Source organism: Dactylosporangium sp. CA-233914, assembly GCF_050942935.1.
Taxonomy (GTDB): Bacteria; Actinomycetota; Actinomycetes; order Mycobacteriales; family Micromonosporaceae; genus Dactylosporangium.
This window is the reverse complement of sequence record NZ_CP192030.1, coordinates 9,583,489-9,600,186: the sequence shown is the minus strand read 5'-3', so window position 1 is coordinate 9,600,186 and position 16,698 is coordinate 9,583,489. Positions and strand designations below refer to the sequence as shown.

Below are 16,698 nucleotides of genomic sequence, written 5' to 3'. Positions count from 1 at the left end.
CATCCCTCCAAACGAACGGAACCAACAAAATGCCTTCCTCGCCGACGCCCGATGTTGCCGCGATGAGGGGAAACAGCGACGGGAATCGATTGGTCGGCTCGGCCGTGAACCGGAGCCAATCGGACGGCGGCGATATCAGGCTCGGCGCGGCCGCGCGAATGTGTCAACATCCGCGGCAAGTGCCTTTACTGCGGCTCTACCACGGCCGAACCGCGGGTCGACCACGGAAAGAATGAGAATTGACCGCCCTTTGCCAGGCTGTCCCTGCTCGGCCGAAACAGCGACGGACCGGCATGGGGAAGGAGGTGTATCAGAATGCTTGACCAGACAGATCACGGCGATCTGCTCGACGATCCGATCGGCGAGATGGACCTGACGGACCTGGATTTCCAGGGTGGCACCGCCGGCACCATTTGCATCGGAACGGTTGTTGTCTCGTTGTTCTTCTGCTCACGGAACACCCTCTGCGGCACATGCGGCATCGATTCCCGGGGCTGCTGCTGACGGCCGTGACCGACGGTCAACGTATCTGACCGCCGGAACCGGGTGGGCGGCGATGCAGCAGCGTCGCCGCCCACCCGGGCTTCGTTTCAAGCCGACCGGACCTAAGGAGTGACCTGATGGCGACGCCCGACATCGCGACGAAAGGCCGCAAGACCGGGGCGGACGATGTACTGGACAGCCCGGCCTGGTGGGGCGCGCTCACGCGAGCGGAGCGCACACGTGCACCGGTGCCGAGGACCGAAGCCGCCGGTGAACGCGGGTCCCGTCGGCTCGCCGCCTGGCTCGGCGGCCGGGCCGTCACTGGCGGCTTGACGCCGGACCTCTCCCGGTGGCACGAGCCGGGCCTCGGCGAGGACGACCTGAGGATGCTGCTCGGCGAGGCACCGGACAGTATTCGCGCGCGCCTGCCGCTGCCCGCCGAGTGGATGCAGAGCCTCGCGCGGGCCTGGTCGGCCGGTCCGTCCGAGCGCTGCCAGACGCGCTCGCCGGATGAACAGCACGCGGCTCACCTCGGGCCGTCCGCCGGCCTGTTGGCCCTGGTCCATCCGCTGACATCGTGGTACCGGCGGCGGTTGCAGCGCGAGCTGAACCGGCTTGTCCGCGAGTTCGGGCACCACGACGAGGTCCCGGAAAGCCATCCATTGCTGCGGACCAACGACGAAGTGCTGTTGCAGATGACGGCGCGCGTGCTCATCCAGCACCTCAATCGGGCGAGCCGAGCCGGCGCGCTGGCCGGCGACACCCCGGCATCGCGGTTCGCCGACTTTGTCCGGCAGTTGCGCGAGCCGGCCTATGCGATGCGGATTTTGTCGGCTCATCCGACGCTCGCCCGCCAGCTCGTCGAAGAGCTCGAGCGGTGGGTGACCGTCCGCCGCGAGTTGGCCGCGCGGCTGCTTTCGGACCTGCCGGCGTTACGCGGGGAGTTCGGCCTGGCCGCCGCATCGTTGAACGACGTGGTGGGACTACACGCCGGGGCCGGCGATACGCATCGCGGCGGGCGTAGCGTGGCAATTCTGACGTTCGACGGCGGTGGCCGGGTGGTCTACAAGCCGCGGGGCCTTGCTGTCGAGTCACACTTCTACGCACTTGTCGACTGGCTCAACGCAAAGGGGCTGGCCCATCCCCTGCGGCGACTGGCCGTGCTGGACCGTGGCGAATACGGCTGGGTCGAATTCGTTGCCGCGGACAGCTGCGCCGACGACAGGGCGGTGCGCCGCTTCTACTGGCGTCAGGGTGCCTATCTCGGCCTGCTTTACCTGTTGCGGGGCTCTGACATACATCTGGAGAATGTGATCGCGGCCGGTGAGTTTCCCGTGATCGTCGACCTGGAGGCCCTGTTCCAGCAGACGCCACCGACGGTGCGGGATCGGCCGGTTCCGGTGCCCAGGGAGGCGCCTGCGCTGGCCGACGAGTCCGTGCTCGCGGTGGGCTTGCTTCCGCGTCGGGCACTCAGTCTGGACAGCGACACCGTGCTCGCCACCGACATGTCCGGAATGGCCGGCCGCGAAGGGGAGCTCACGCCGATCAAGGTGCCGCATTGGCAGAACTCGGGTACCGATCAGATGCGGCTGATCCGTTCCCGCATCGAGATGCCGGGCGCCCAGAACCTGCCCAAGGTGAACGATGTGGCGGTGGATCCGGCCGCGTACGGCGCGGACCTGATCTCCGGATTCGAGTCGTGCTACCGGCTGCTGCTCGCGAATCGCGATGAACTGGCCGCCACCGACGGGCCGATCGCCGCGTTCGCCGCGGACGAGATTCGGGTCATCGTCCTGCCGACCATGACGTACGCCAGGGTCCTGCAGGAGTCGTGGCACCCGGCGGTGCTGGCCGACGCCCTGGACCGGGAATGCCTCTTCGAGATCCTCGCCACCCTCCACCCGGATCTGCGGGCCAACCTGCTCGTCGCGACCAGCGAGATCCAGCAGCTCGCGGGCGGCGACATCCCCATGTTCCGGACCCGGCCCGACTCCCGCGATTTGTACGACGATCGAGGCGTGGTCGCGCGGGACTACTTCACCCGCTCCGGACTGGACCTCGTTCGCGACCGGATCGTCGCGCTCGGCGCGGCCGACCTGCGCCGGCAGCGCTGGACGGTTTCCGCGTCGCTGGCCGCGCTGCAGATCGACGGTGTCCGCCGCGATGCCCGGCCCCTCGGCCGGGATCTGCCGAACGTGGAGATCGACCGCCCGCTTGCCGTGCGCGCCGCCGTCCGCATCGGCGACCAACTGCTGCGGACCGTCGTGAGCAGCGCGCCGGACCGGCCGATGTGGCTGACGCTCGCCCTCGTCGGTGACCGCTACTGGAGTGTGGTCCCGACCGCGTTCGACGGCTTCGGTGGCTTGTCCGGCATCGCCGTCTTCCTCGGCCACCTCGGTGAACGCTCCGGCCAGCCGCGGTTCCGCTCGGCGGCCGAGTCGATCGCGGCGATGCTCGCCGAGCACATCGACGACCTGCTGGGCTGGTCCGAAGCGGACCGGAACATGCTGCGGGTCAGCGGCTACGGCGAGCTGGGCGCATACGTCTACGCCCTGACCCACCTGGGTGTCCTGTGGCGCTCCGAGCCGCTGCTGGCCCAGGCGCACCGGCTCGTTCCGGAGCTGACCCGGCGCTTCGCCGACGAGCGCTTCCTGGACGTGGTGTCGGGGACGGCGGGCGCGGCGCTCGCGCTGCGCGCCTTGCACTGCGTCGATCGCAGCGAGCAGACCTTGGCGAGCCTGTGTGCCGCCGGGGATCGCCTGCTCGCCACGGCCACTCCGGTCGAGTCGGGGCTCGCCTGGCCGCCGCCGCTGGCCGCCCGGTCGCCGCTGCTGGGCTTCTCGCACGGGGTGGCCGGCATCGCCTACGCGCTGGCCGAGATCGCGCGCGCGACGGGCGAACGCCGCTTCCTCGAGGCAGCCGAGAAGGCCGTGCGGTACGAGCATCGCCGGTATGACGCGAGTGCGGGCAACTGGCCCGATCACCGCACCGACACGCCGGAGGGCGTGTTCATGAACGCGTGGTGTCACGGCGCGGCCGGCATCGGGCTCGCCCGGGCGGGAATGCTTCGGTCCCTCGACATCCGCGAGGTGCGGGCCGACCTCGACGCGGCGGTCGCCGCCGTGCGGCGCGATCTCCTGCGGGAAGCCGGTATCACCGGCATCGGGAACGACAGCCTGTGCCACGGCGATCTCGGGCTCGCCGAGACCCTGCTCAGTGCCGGCCTGGCCACCGGTGACAACACGCTGGTCAGTCTCGCCCGCCGAGTCGCGCGAGCGGTGGCCCACGACGTGCTGTCCGGCCAGGAGCGCTGCGGGGTCCCGCAGGGACTGCACGTGCCGGGGTTGCTCATGGGCAGCGCCGGCATCGGCTACGAACTGCTGCGGGCCGCCGATCCGCAAGCCACGCCGAATGTCCTGCTGCTCGAGCCGCCGACGGCCGTGTCGCCGTCCGCGGGCACTGCGCCCGCAGCGTCCGCCGATCGTGTCGCCGCCGAGGAGGTACCGTGCCCCGCGTACCAGTGATCGTGCAGATGAGCAGCACCGAGTGCGGCCCAGCGTGCCTGGCCATGGTGCTCAGCGGTCTGGGGCGGGCCACGTCGGTCCGGCAGTTGCGAGCCGACTTCGGGGTCGGGCGCGACGGCACCAGCGCGCGCCGGATCGCCGAGGTGGCGCAGGAGTACGGGCTGGCGGCGCGGGGACTACGGGTGGACCGCACCGGATTGTCCGGCGTCCGCCTCCCGGCGATCGCGCACTGGGGCGAGGACCATTTCACCGTGTTGGAGAAGGTCGGGTCGCGCCGGATACGGATGGTCGATCCAGGGTGTGGGCGGCGATGGCTCACCCGCGAGGAGTTCTTCGCGGACTTCTCCGGCACGGTGCTGGAGTTCACGCCGCAGGAGGCGATGCAGCGGCGCAGCCGCCAGCTGCGCGAGAATCCCGTCCTGAGCTTCCTGCGTGACCTGGTTCGCCTCGCCCCGGCCCTCGTCGTGATGGCCATCGTGCTTTCGGCCGTGGTGCAGGTACTCGGGCTCGCCTCCGCGTTCGCCACCAAGTACGGCGTGGACGTCCTCGTCGGGCAGGGCGCGGACACGCTCGCCCTGTTCGCCGTCGGTCTCGGCGGATACGTTCTGGCGCAGACGCTCGCGACACTCGGCCGGGGGCTGGTACTGCTGGTGCTGCAACGGCGCCTCGACCGGGCACTGGGCGAGCGCTTCATGACCCACCTGTTGCGGCTGCCGTACAGCTACTTCCAGACCCGGGGCGCGGGCGACCTGATGGGCCGGCTGAGCAGCAACATGGCGGTCCGTGAGATGCTCACCTCGCAGCTGGTCACGATCGTGCTGGACACCCTGTTCGTTGTCGTCTACACCGCGCTGCTGGTGGCGGTCAGCCCGGCGTACGCGGCCGTGGTGGCAGTCCTCGCGGCCGCCCAGTTCGGCATCGTGGCGTCCACCATCCGGCTGGTGCACGAACGCGCGCAGCGCGAGCTGGCGGCGGCCGCGAAGTCGCAGAGCAGCGCGATCGACGCGCTGGCCGGGGCGGAGTTCCTGAAGAGCTCCGGGCTGTCGGCCTGGGCGCTGCGACGGTGGGTCGACCGCTTCGCCGAGTCGGTGCGCGCGGGGTATCAGCGACGGCGACTGGACCTGATCAACGAGTCGGCGATGGGCATGTTTCAGGTTGCGGCACCGTTGGCGCTGCTCGTCTTCGGCATCGTGCAGGTGGTCGGGGGCAGGATGTCGCTCGGCACGATGCTCGGCCTCAACGTCATCGCCGGCCTGCTGCTGACGCCGGTCGGGCAGGTGATGGGCGCACTGCGCTACCTGCAGACGATCGGCTCGCACCTGGAGCGCATCTACGACGTGCTGAACGAGGAGCCCGAGCCGGTCCGGCCACGCGCCGCGCAGCCGGCCGAGCTGCGGGGCGAGGTCGAGCTGCGCGGCGTCGACTTTCGCTACGACCTGGGAGCGCCGCTCGTACTCAAGGACATCAACCTGCGGGTCGCCCCCGGCACGAAAGTCGCCATCGTGGGGTCCACGGGCTCCGGGAAGACGACCCTCGTACGGCTGTTCACCGGACTGCTCCGGCCGACGGCCGGGACGGTGCTCGTCGACGGACGGCCGCTCGAGGACTACGACCTGGAACCGTTACGCCAGAGATTCGGCGTCGTCACGCAGTTTCCGTACATCTTCGGCGGCTCGATCCGGGAGAACCTGACGCTCGGCCGGGCCGGGGTGAGCGATGACGAGCTGCGCGAAGCGCTCCGCAAGGCGCAATTCCTGCCGGATCTGGAGCGCATGCCGCTGGGCCTCAGCACCAGCGTGGGGGAGGGCGGCGGCGCGCTGTCCGGCGGTCAGCGGCAGCGCCTGGCCATCGCTCGGGCATTGCTGGCCAGGACCAACGTGCTCCTGCTCGACGAGGCCACGAGCCACCTCGACACGCTCACCGAAGCGGCGATCGCCGCCGAGCTCTCGGCACTGGGCTGCACCCGGATCGTCATCGCGCACCGGATCAGCACCGTCATCGACGCCGAGCAGATCGTCGTGCTGCACCGCGGCGAGATCATCGAGCACGGCGGTCATGAGGAACTCATGGCGCTCGGCGGCCGATACGCCGCGCTGGCGCACCGGCAGGCGGGGCAGCTGCTGCAGCGGCAGTCGGCCGCGGCCGGCTGACGCCCCGCGATGTTGTACCGATCCGCATCGTTCAGACAGGAGACACGATGAACACGATCACCGAGGCCTGGAAGAACCCCGTCTTCCGAGCCACCCTCAGCGACACCGAACTCGCCGCGCTCCCGGCAAGCCCGGCCGGCACGGCCGACCTGTCCGTCGAGCAGCTCGACGGCACGGCGGGCGGCACCGCCATGAGCGTGTGGTGCGCGACCGTCGTCATCTGCTTGACGCTCACCCTCGCCCGGCAATGCACGGCCGCGGGGCTGTGTGTGTAGGAATCCGCGCCGCTGGTCGGCGAAAGGGTTTTCGCAAGGTTTCGCGATGGAGCACTGACGATCCTCAGTGGTGAGCGGCAGCCGGCTGAGGAGGGCAATGGCGTGAACACGAGTGCGGAGCGTTATCGGATTCTCGGCTCCATCGAGGTGCGCACCGGCGAGAGCTGGGTGGACGTGCCGCCGGCCAAATGGCGGGCCCTCCTGGCCGTGCTCCTCATCAACGCCAACCACATTGTCCCGGTCGACGAGCTCGAGCATCAACTGTGGCCGCAGTGCCCACCGCCGGCCGCCCGCAAGTTGGTACAGCACTACGTGAGCCGGGTGCGCCGCCTGATCGGCGATCCGCGTGGGCATGCGCTGCGCACCCGGCCACGCGGCTACGAACTCACGGTCGGCCGCGGCGAGCTGGACGCGGATCGATTTATGGAGCTGTCGGCCACCGGCCACCGAGCGCTCGTCGCCGGCGAGCACGTGGCCGCGGCCCGCCACTTCCTGGAGGCACTGTCGTGCTGGCGGGGCGGCGCCGCGCTGGCCAATGTCGGTGGCGTGCCGGCGGTCGAGATCGAGCGCTTCCGCCTGAACGAACACCGGTTGACCACGGTGGAGACTTGGCTGCGCGCCGAACTGGCCGGGGGCACGCCCGAGGCGGTGATTGCGGAACTCCAGGCACTGGTCGCGGCCCATCCCCTGCGAGAGCGAATGCGCGAGCTGCTCATGATCGCCCTGTACCTGGCTGGTCGCCGGTGCGATGCCTTGGCGGCGTGCCGGGACCTACGAGCCATCCTTCGGGAGGAGCATGGCCTCGACCCGGACGACTCGGTGTGCCGGCTGGAGCAGAAGATCCTCCGGGGCGAGCCGGTCGATCTCATGGTTCGCGGCCGGTTGCCGTCCCCGCCGGTGCCGGCCGCGCGTCCGCAGTGATCCGGCGCTGTACCGAATCGGCATCCGGGTGGCCGAGCTCACGAAAGATGGCCAGGGATTCTCGCCAGGAGCGGTCGGCGGCCGCGGCGTCACCGGCGGCGCCCTGCGCGTCGCCGAGGTGGGCGAGCGTGTCGGCCTCGTGGTAGCGGTCGCCGGTGTGGCGATGCAGTCGCAGAGCCCGTCGCAAGTAGCGAGTGCCCTGCTCATGGTCGCGCAGGTGCACGTGGGCGTAACCGAGGCTGTCCAACGTGTTGGCCATGCCGGAACGGTCACCCACCGCCTCGTGCAACACGAGCGCACGCTCGCAGTAGGCGATCGCCCGACAGAAGTGACCCAGCTGCGCGTGGTACCAGCCGAGTGCGTTGAGCGCGTCCGCCTCGCCGGCCCGATGGTCGGCGGCCCGGTACAGAGCGATGGCGCGATCGGTATGGCGAATGGCCGCCCAGTAGCCGCCCTGCCGGGCCAGCGAGCGGGCCAGGCCGCGGCGGGTATGGGCTTGGCCGACGCGATCGCCGAGTGACGTGTACAGCTCCAGGGCGTGGCGAAGATGGCTGTGCGCGTCATCGTGGCGGCCCTGGCGGGTGTAGGAGCGCGCGAGCCCGCGGTGGGCATCCGCCAGCGCCGGCCGGTCGCCCAGCCGCCGGGCGGCCCGCAGCGCGATCTGGTGGATGGCGAGCACGTCACGGGAATGCCCCCGAGGGTCGAGGAACCTCGCCGCGACCGTGGCAAGCCGGCAGGCGTGAACGTCGAACCCGGTGGCCGATGCTTGTTCGACCGCGGCCACCAGCACGGCGCGCTCCGCGGCGAACCAGGCCAGCGCCCGGTCGGCGTCGAGGTGCTCCTCGGGTGTGACCGCGACGTCCGGCGGGTCCAGAGCGATCGGGTCCGACTGGGGATACAGCGCCATCGCGGCGGCATGCGCCGCGTGCACGTAATGCTCCAGCGTGCGGCCGATCGCCGCCCGGCGCTCGCGTTCGGGCTCGACCCGGTGCACAAGCTCGGCCGCGTAGCTGCGCAGCAGGTCGTGGAAGGTGTACCGGCCGGGCAGGTGCTCGGTGATCAGATGGGCCCGGGCCACCTCGGACAGCAGCGACTGGGCCTCGCCCGCCGGGACGCCGGCCAGGCTGGCCGCGGCCGCGGCGGCGATGTCGGGCCCGGGGTGCTGCCCCAGCAGCCGGAACAGTCGTGCCGCAGCGTCGGAGAGCGTCCGGTATGACGAGGAGAACACCCGGCGCAGGTCGCTGGCCGCGTCCTCCCCGGAAAACGCGTCCAGCGAGCCCCGCGTGTCCTGCAGCTCGCTCGCCAACGCCGACAGCCGGAACGTGGGATGCGTGCTGGCTCGCGCGGCTGCGATGGCCAGCGCGAGAGGCAGCCCGGCACACCTCGCGATGATCTCGTCCACCGCACGCGGCTCGGCGGCCGTGCGGGCCGAGCCGAGCCGGTTGACCAGCAGCTGCCGCGCATCCGGCGCCGGGATCGCGTCGAGCACGAGCGGGACGGCCCCCTCGACCGCCGCCAGCCCGGTAAGGTGGTTCCGGCTCGTCACGATCACCATGCAGCCCGGCGAACCGGGCAGCAGCGGGCGGACCTGATCGGCGTCCCGGGCGTTGTCCAGGACGAGCAACATGCGCCGCCCGGCGACGAAGCTGCGGTAGAGCGCGGTCTGGGCCGCCGGCTGGGCCGGGATCCGTTCCGCCGGCACCTCGAGCGCGTCCAGTAACAGGTGTACCGCTTGATGCGGTTGCATCGGTGCGGCCGACGGATCGAACCCTCGCAGGTTGACATAGAGCTGGCCATCGGGAAACTGGGCTCGGTTGCGGTGCCCCCAGTGGACCGCAAGGGTCGTCTTGCCGACCCCCGCCGCCCCGGACACGACGGCGATCACGACCGCGGTGGCCTGCGCACCGGCGGCGGCCGCCAGGCGCCCGAGCCGGGCGAGCTGTTCGGCCCGGCCGGCGAACCCGGGCAGATCCAGGGGGAGCAGCGCCGGCGCGCCGCCACGCGGCGGCACGATCCGAGCCGGCCGTCCGGACGGCGCACCCTGCAGGATCGCCCGATGGACTTCCCGCAGCTGCGGTCCGGGCTCCACACCAACCGCCTCGATCAGCCGGTCGTGGGCCCGGGCATAGCACTCGAGCGCGCTCGCGGTCCGCCCGGCGGCATGCAGCGCCCGCATCAACACCGCCGTCAGCGGCTCGACCAGCGGATGCTGCTGCACCATTTCGGTGAGCGGTTCGATCATGACAGCGGGATCGCCGGCCTGGAGCTCGGCCTGGGCCCAGGCGATGACAGTCTCCAGGTGCTGCTGCTGCCAGCCGTCGCGCATCCGTGCGATCCATTCTCCTTTCAGCCCGGCCAGTGGCTCACCGCCCCAGAGCGCGAGCGCATCGCGCAGCAGTTTGGCCCGCTCACCGTCGGCGTGGTCCGGCGCCCGGCTCCGGTCCACCAGCCGCCGGTACCGGTGCACGTCAATCCGGTCGGGATCGACGTCCAGCACGTATCCGCCGGGCCGGCGCACGATCGGCGCCGGGTCGTCACCGTGCTCCGCAACCTGGATCAGCACTCTCCGGGCCCGCGCGATATGCGCGTACAGGCCGTCGCGGGCCCGTTTCGGCGGCGTCGGGCCCCACACGCGATCGATCAGGGCGTCATGGCTGACCATCCGGCCCGAGTCAACCAGCAACGCGGCCAGCACGAGACGCACGTGCGGCTGACCGGCCTCCACGCGCCGTCCGGCCGCCCATACCTCGAACGGACCCAGCAATCGAAACTCCAGCACGACAGGATTCCCCTGACCTGAATCGCAGTAACGGACCTTCTTGCCTAGAAATAGCCGTCCATCGATTTAACAGGTGGCGCGTCTCGTCCCCGCGCGCTCATCCCCGTGGTTGGCGATGGTGCTTGCTGCCGAGCCTGTAGGCAATCACCCCGCTCCGGCAAGGCGCTCCTTGTCCGGGACAGCTCGCCGGCTGTCCGTCCTGGTCGGGCGGGCCGGGCGGGGCCTGCGGGAGTCCGGTCCGGACAGCCCGGCGATCGCGCACGACGGCGAGCGGAACATCGGCTACCATCGACGCGCATGCGGGGGATTGACGAAGGGCATTCACAACTCGACCACGTCGCCAACCCATCCGAATTCGTCGGGTTGATGCGGCAACTCAAAGACCAGTCTGGATGCACATTCCGGGAGCTCGAAGCGCGGGCCGCGAGCCGCGGGGAGCTCCTGCCGCGCAGCACCATCGCCGATACCCTCCGGCGTAGCACGTTGCCCCGCGCCGACCTGGTCGCGCCATTCGTGCGGGCGTGCGGCGGTGGACAGCCGACTGTGGACGCCTGGCTCGCGGTCTGGCATCGGCTCGCGGCCGAGCCCTCCACGCCGCCCCAGGCCGACCAGGATGCGGATCCGCCCGTCGGGTCGAGTGGCCCGGCGGTGCCGCCGCCGGCGCGAGCTGTCCGCGTCCGGTCATGGCGGATCCCGGCGGCCGCCCTGGCGGTCGTCGCCGCCGTATCAGTCGCGGCCGTCGCCGGTGTGTGGATCTCGGATGGCAGGCAGCGCCGATCGGACTATCCGGCGATCTCCGCCGGCGGCTCCGCGCCGGCGAAGGTGGGCGGCCAGTCCGTGGCGTTGCCGGCGGGATGGGCGCGCATCCATCCGGTTCGTACCCCTGATCTCTGCGTCACCGAGGGAGTGGATCGCACCGGGCGATACGGCAGCGCGGTGGCCGCTCAGCGCCCGTGTGCCGAGGCCGAGCCGCCGAAGACCATCCTGGAGCCGGTCCGCGACGACCTCTACTTCATCAAGTGGGATCATCCAGCGCAGGGCGTCGGATGCCTGACCGTGATCGTCGACGGAGTGGGCCGCGATCTCCTGGAGCCCAGGAACGACTGCCAGGCCGGCCGGCCGAGCCAGCTGTTCCGCGTCGAGCCGGCGGGGACGACGACGCCCGTCCGGTATCGGCTGCGGCCCACCCACGCGGACCTGTGCCTCGGCATCAAGGACGATGACCGGGCGGCTGGGGCCGAGGTGGTCGAGGAGCCCTGCACCGGCGCGGCGGACCAGGAGTTCCTCATCGAGTTGCCGTCCGCCAACACGCAGTCGTAGCGATCGCGCGACCGGCCCGCATCTTCGTCACCCAGGAGTACAACCCCTCCACCACCGGGGTGCTCGACGACGAGTGGTCGGCACGCGAGAGAAATCATCGCGGCCGACCACTCGCCGGGCCAGAGAACCCCAAGGTCGACGTGTGCGCGTTGTCAGGACAGCAGGACGCGAACCTCGAACCGGCCGTCGTGCGGGATCCGCAGCACGTGCACGCGCCGGCGGCCGTCGCGCAGGTACGTGCGCGAGGAGGTGTTGAGCGTCGCTTGGCGAGGGGTGCCCCAGCGGAAGGTGATGGTGGCGCCGTTGCGGTGCAGCACGAGGCCGTCGGCGTTCGCGCTGGTGGTCTGCCCGTACGGGGCCGGTGTGCCGTCGGTGAACGCCACCTTGTCATCGGGCTGCAGTACCAGTGGAATCTGCTCGGTGGCAGCCGAGGTCACCTGCACCGACCGGGTCAGCTCGCCGCGCGCCACAGTCAGCTCGGTCTTGATCCGGCCGTCCGGGATCTGGTAGCGGACGCGTACCGGGGCCGAGCCGGGGGAGCGCGGCCCGCCGGTCCATGCCCGATCGCCGATGAAGTATTCGGCGGCCAGGTTGCTGCGACCGTCCGGGCTGCCGTTCGGCAGCACGGTCGACCAGCATCCGGTGTCGGTCTGCTGGGCGTGCACGATCGTGCCGGCCCTGGGGTGCCAGAGGAATCCGGTGCCGCTGCGCACCATGCTGGTGGGCCGGGTGCCGAAGAAGCCGCCGAAGTACAGGCCGGGGCGGCGGACGTACAGGTAGTCCTGGTCGACCACGCTGTCGCGGCGCAGCTCGGCGAATTCCGGCAAGCGCAGGTACGGCAGCGCCCTGATGGCCCGCCGCTTCTCGTCATCGCTCGGCAGACGCTCGCCGTACGGTGTGTGCGCGATGATCCGCGGTGAGGTGTTCTGCTTCGCGAGCGTCGGCGCCGGTCCCGGCTCGGCCGCCCAGGCGGCACGGCTGGCGGCGCGGTCCTCCCGCGAGGTGAAGAACGCGCCCAGGTTCGGGATCGCCGGCACGAACATCGAGCCGAGGTTGGTGCGGTCCGGGTCCGGCACGACGTCGTCGTAGTACGCGACACTGGTGCGGGCCGACACCGCGTAGTAGGTCAGCCAGCCCGAGCCGTCCGGCTCGCGCAGCAGGTTGTAGCTGAACCAGTCGGTGAACCGCCGTGCCATCGACAGGATGGTGCGGCTGCCGGTGCGCAGGTAGATCTCGGCGATCTCGGGAAGCATCACCTCGAAGTTGTAGTTGATGTCGCAGCCGTGCGGCTCGTAGAAGAAGCCGGCCGGGCTCTGGCCGTGCTCGGCGAAGTACTCGATACGCTCCAGCAGCCGGCTCTGCAGGTTCGCATCGGGCGTGAGGTGCAGCGCGACCGTGGATCCGGCGAGGCCGGCGGCTACCTGATTGGCCCATTCGATCGGTGTACGCCAAATTTCGTTGTCCGGGTCGAGCAGCCACTGCATTCCGCGCCGCAGCCCCTGCTCGATCGCCGGCCGGCGTTGCGGCAGGGCATCCGCGCGGCGCAGGTTCTCCAGCGTCTTGGCAAGATAGCCGAGGCCGAATCCGGTCGCCGCGAGTGAGTGCTCGGTGCGGCTGTACTCCGGCCACGCGCCGTCGGAGTGTTGCAGGCTCAGGTAATGCTGCAGCGCGGCGTCGAGCCGGCCGGCCAGCGCGGCGTCCCCGCGATAGGGGTTCCAGGGCCGGCGGTTGGCATGGAACCAGCTCAGGGTGAAACCATGCTCCTGTACACGGGCGTTGAACCAGGACGACGGCTCGCGCCACCAGCCGCCGCGCATGAAGCCGTACGTGGCGGGGTCGGTGGCCTCGATGTCGTTGACCATCGCCGGCAGGGTCGCCAGGTAGCTGGCGAAGCGCTGTTCGATCGGGGCGAACAGGGTGCGGTCCGGTGCGCCCGGCGGGAGTGGCGCAAGGAGGGGCAGGCCGTTCGCCACGACCTCAGCGGAGGCGTGAGTGGGCAATGCGGCGAGAGCAGCGGCGCTGGCTGCGACGGACAGCAGCGCCCGGCGACTGAGCGCTGCTGCGGGAATGGGGTGATTGACCATTGTGGACTCCCAGGCTTGCGGGTCGGCGAACCGCGCGCATATACGCATCGTGACGCCGGCCACGGGCAGGCGTGGCGGCGGCGATGGCCGAGTTTTGCCGCTGCGCTTCCCATGAGTCAAGGTGCTAATACGAATTATCTATCGGCGGACCGTCATCACGGCGAACGCTGACGGCCAGCGGCGTCATCGGCGGGGACCGACACCGCGAGGCCGGGAGGGTCGCCACCCAGCCTGGGCGGTCGCGCCGGACCACCGCACATGAAAGGAGAACGATGAGCCCGCGTCCGGCGAGGTGGTGGTATGCGGTACCGCCCGTGCTGCTGCTGGTGTTCCTGTGCTGTGGAGGCCTCGTCGCGGGCCGGACGACCGTGTCGGGTGAGCGTGAGGCGCGCCCGGTCGCGGGGCCCGGCGATTCGGTCCACTTCGTGCTCGAGCCCGGCGTCACGTTCACCGTGTACCAGAAGGCGCCGGCCCGGGAGGCGGGATCCAACTGCGATCTGGCGCCCGACGGCGGCGACGCGGAGGGGCTCGGTGCGGGCAGTGGCACCCACTACACCGAGGCGTTGCGGCACCGGCCGGAGCGGGTCCGGGCCGGCGGCGCCACGTTCAACTACGGCATGCAGGTGTCCGACCGGAAGCAGGTCGGCTTGACGATCTCCTGCAAGGGCGGGCCGATCCTGGTGGAGCGGGGATTCGAGCGAGCGTGGATCAACATCGCGGTGACCGCCCTGGCGGCGGTGCTCGCTCTGGCCGGCCTGGTAGTGATAGCGATCCTGCGCCGGTCGCCCGCCCGGCTCGGCCGGTGACGGTGAGGCGTTGGTGCCAGGCCGCAGCCGATCTGTCGCGCGCCGAGCGAACCCGGCATGCTTCGACTCGGAGGTCGTGCGCGGCTGAAGCTCCGTCGCGGCGGTCAGGATGGCTGGCGGGAGCCGTGAATCTGGATGAGCCCGTCGACACCGCGGAGGAAGGTCTCGCAGATCAGGGCTGGGTCGAACAGGCAGCCGGCCGCCATGGCGCCGTCGCGGAGCATGACGAAATGCTGGGCGGCCGGCTCAGCCTTGGTCTCCTCGATGCTCGTCATCAGGGTCTTGATCGTGTCCAGGAACCACTGCCTATGGGCGAGGACGGCTTGATACACGGGATGGGCGGGGCCGGGATACTCGGCCACGGCGTTCAGGAAGGCGCATCCGCGAAAGCCGGGGGATCGGATGCCCTCAGCGATCGACGCCGCAACGGCTCGGACAGTGTCGGTCGCCGAGGTGCCCGCGGCGATGGCCGTGTCCACCTGGCTGCGGATGCCTTGGTCGGCGCTCTGTAGATAGGCGAGGACAAGGTCTTCCTTGCCGGGGAAGTGCCGATAGAAGGTGGCCCGGGTCACCTTTGCCTCGGCGATGATCCGGTCGACGCCGACCGAGTGGATTCCCTCCGCGTAGAAAATCCTCGTCGCCGTGTTGAGGAGCCGTAGCCGTGCCTCGGACGGCCGGGTCTCGGCTTCGCTGAGCGCCATGAACTCATAGTAGCGATAGAACGTTCCGTCTTGACAGGTCGAGGCGGGGTCGTCATCGTTAGGGAGACAGAACGTTCGTTCTCTAGGGGTGGTGCTCCGGCCGCGGCACCCGCTGGCCGCAGCTTCGGTTGTAACCACCGAAAGGATCGCTATGACCACCGTTGCCGCACCCGGCATCTCGACGACGGCGGCAGCCCTGCGGCGGCTGTACTTCGTCCGCTTCGCGTTCGCTCTCGTCTGGGCCCTCGTGATGTTCCCGCTCGCCAAGCACCTCAATCCGCTCACCGGCACGCTGCTGGTGATGTACCCGCTGTTCGACGTGGTCGCCGCGGTCATCGACGCCCGCGCGTCGCGGGCCACCGGGTCGCCGGTCCTGCTGTACGTGAATGTCGCGGTCAGCGCGCTCGCCGCGATCGGTCTGGCCTTCGCCGCCGCGTCCGGCATTCCGGCGGTCCTGCGGGTGTGGGGTGCGTGGGCGGTCGTGGCCGGGCTGGTTCAGCTGATCGTGGCTGTTCCCCGCCGCCGGATGGGCGGCCAGTGGCCGATGATCATCAGTGGTGGCATCTCCGTACTCGCCGGCGGGTCGTTCATCGCCGCCGCGTCCGCGGACAACCCGGTGCTGACCAACGCGGTCGGCTACGCCGTCCCCGGCGCGATCTTCTTCCTCATCGCGGCCATCCGTCTGGGCCGCGCGGCGAAGGGCAACTGACATGGAGAACACCACGTACGACGTCATCGTCATCGGTGCGGGGCCGGTCGGGGAGAACGTCGCCGACCGGGTCGTGCAGGGCGGTCTGACCGCCGCCATCGTCGAGGCCGACGAACTCCTGGTCGCGATCGGCCGTACACCGAACACGCGGGACATCGGCCTCGACAAGATCGGCTTGAAGGTCGGCGGCTGGCTCACGGTCGACGACACCCTGCGGGTCGTCGGCGAGGACGGTGTGCTGGTCGGCGACGGGTGGCTGTACGCGGCCGGCGACGTCAACCGGCGTGTGCTGCTGACCCACCAGGGCAAGTACCAGGCTCGCGCGGTGGGCGACGTCATCGTGGCGCGGGCCAAGGGCGAAACGGTCGACGACCGTCCGTGGGGCCGGCACGTCGCCACGGCCGACGAGCGTGCCGTGCCGCAGGTCGTCTTCACCGACCCGGAGGTCGCGTCGGTGGGGCTGACCGCGGCTGCTGCCGAGGCCGCCGGAATGCGGATCCGGGTCGTGGAGCACGACCTGGCGGCCGTGGCGGGATCCGCTCTGCATGCCGAGGGATATCAGGGGCAGGCCCGGATGGTCGTCGACGAGGACCGCAGGGTGATCGTCGGCTTCACCCTCGTCGGCCCGGACGTCGCGGAGCTGCTGCACGCCGCGACGATCGCCATCGTCGGCGAGGTTCCGCTGGGCCGGCTGTGGCACGCCGTTCCGGCGTTCCCGACCGTTGGCGAAGTCTGGCTGCGCCTGCTGGAGGCGTACGGCCGCTGACGGTGAGCCGCGTACCCCTCGCTCCGTCGCGGTTCGGAACGAGGCGTGTGGCTGGCGCCCGTCACCGACGTGCGGAGCGCAGATGAGGCCGCCGCCGGGACTTCTGGAGTGTCGCCGAGGTGACACAGTTTCCCAAGCCGGCCTTGGGTGCGGGCCAAGTCGCTTCCAAGTCGCGGCCCG

The 16,698-nt window shown here is 70.5% G+C and carries 12 protein-coding genes; 9 read left to right on the top strand and 3 right to left on the bottom strand.

What is annotated here, in order from left to right; genetic code table 11:
* Positions 1–315: 315 nt before the first annotated feature.
* From ACQPY0_RS42595 to ACQPY0_RS42575, 5 genes are all read left to right on the top strand, one after another.
* The gene (locus ACQPY0_RS42595; protein ID WP_432974282.1) at positions 316–504 is read left to right on the top strand and encodes a hypothetical protein; all 189 of its coding nucleotides are present in this window, start codon (positions 316–318) and stop codon (positions 502–504) included.
* Between the two features lie 116 nt (positions 505–620).
* Positions 621–4,007, top strand: a complete 3,387-nt coding sequence (locus tag ACQPY0_RS42590) for a type 2 lanthipeptide synthetase LanM family protein (protein ID WP_432974280.1) — start codon at positions 621–623, stop codon at positions 4,005–4,007.
* Positions 3,989–6,157, top strand: coding sequence for a peptidase domain-containing ABC transporter (locus ACQPY0_RS42585; RefSeq protein ID WP_432974278.1), 2,169 nt, complete (start codon positions 3,989–3,991; stop codon positions 6,155–6,157). Before ACQPY0_RS42590 ends, ACQPY0_RS42585 begins: the two co-directional genes overlap by 19 nt.
* A gap of 47 nt (positions 6,158–6,204) precedes the next feature.
* Positions 6,205–6,432 (top strand): mersacidin/lichenicidin family type 2 lantibiotic, encoded by a 228-nt coding sequence (locus tag ACQPY0_RS42580; RefSeq protein WP_432974276.1) that lies wholly within the window; start codon positions 6,205–6,207, stop codon positions 6,430–6,432.
* Between the two features lie 102 nt (positions 6,433–6,534).
* Positions 6,535–7,353: an AfsR/SARP family transcriptional regulator gene (locus ACQPY0_RS42575; RefSeq protein ID WP_432974274.1), complete on the top strand. Its 819-nt coding sequence runs from the start codon at positions 6,535–6,537 to the stop codon at positions 7,351–7,353.
* Here ACQPY0_RS42575 and ACQPY0_RS42570 read toward each other — a convergent pair.
* Positions 7,298–10,132, bottom strand: coding sequence for a BTAD domain-containing putative transcriptional regulator (locus tag ACQPY0_RS42570; protein ID WP_432974272.1), 2,835 nt, complete (start codon positions 10,130–10,132; stop codon positions 7,298–7,300). The genes ACQPY0_RS42575 and ACQPY0_RS42570 overlap by 56 nt on opposite strands.
* A gap of 543 nt (positions 10,133–10,675) precedes the next feature.
* Between ACQPY0_RS42570 and ACQPY0_RS42565 the strand changes: the two genes are divergently transcribed.
* Positions 10,676–11,452 carry an RICIN domain-containing protein gene (locus tag ACQPY0_RS42565; RefSeq protein WP_432974270.1) on the top strand — a complete coding sequence of 259 codons (777 nt, stop codon included), beginning with the start codon at positions 10,676–10,678 and terminating at the stop codon, positions 11,450–11,452.
* A 152-nt stretch (positions 11,453–11,604) separates the two neighbouring features.
* On the opposite strand, the gene ACQPY0_RS42560 is transcribed toward ACQPY0_RS42565, so the two are convergent.
* Entirely contained in the window at positions 11,605–13,599 is a 1,995-nt protein-coding gene (locus tag ACQPY0_RS42560) for a hypothetical protein (protein WP_432974268.1), read from the bottom strand.
* 209 nt (positions 13,600–13,808) lie between these two features.
* On the opposite strand from ACQPY0_RS42560, the gene ACQPY0_RS42555 reads away from it, so the two are divergent.
* Positions 13,809–14,342 carry a hypothetical protein gene (locus ACQPY0_RS42555; RefSeq protein WP_432974266.1) on the top strand — a complete coding sequence of 178 codons (534 nt, stop codon included), beginning with the start codon at positions 13,809–13,811 and terminating at the stop codon, positions 14,340–14,342.
* Between the two features lie 104 nt (positions 14,343–14,446).
* On the opposite strand, the gene ACQPY0_RS42550 is transcribed toward ACQPY0_RS42555, so the two are convergent.
* Positions 14,447–15,202 carry a TetR/AcrR family transcriptional regulator gene (locus ACQPY0_RS42550; protein ID WP_432974264.1) on the bottom strand — a complete coding sequence of 252 codons (756 nt, stop codon included), beginning with the start codon at positions 15,200–15,202 and terminating at the stop codon, positions 14,447–14,449.
* On the opposite strand from ACQPY0_RS42550, the gene ACQPY0_RS42545 reads away from it, so the two are divergent.
* Together ACQPY0_RS42545 and ACQPY0_RS42540 are read left to right on the top strand one after the other, a co-directional pair.
* Positions 15,195–15,752 carry a hypothetical protein gene (locus tag ACQPY0_RS42545; RefSeq protein ID WP_432974262.1) on the top strand — a complete coding sequence of 186 codons (558 nt, stop codon included), beginning with the start codon at positions 15,195–15,197 and terminating at the stop codon, positions 15,750–15,752. The two genes, ACQPY0_RS42550 and ACQPY0_RS42545, sit on opposite strands and share 8 nt — an antisense overlap.
* A gap of 1 nt (position 15,753) precedes the next feature.
* Entirely contained in the window at positions 15,754–16,518 is a 765-nt protein-coding gene (locus ACQPY0_RS42540) for an FAD-dependent oxidoreductase (protein ID WP_432974260.1), read from the top strand.
* The last annotated feature ends 180 nt before the right edge of the window (positions 16,519–16,698 follow it).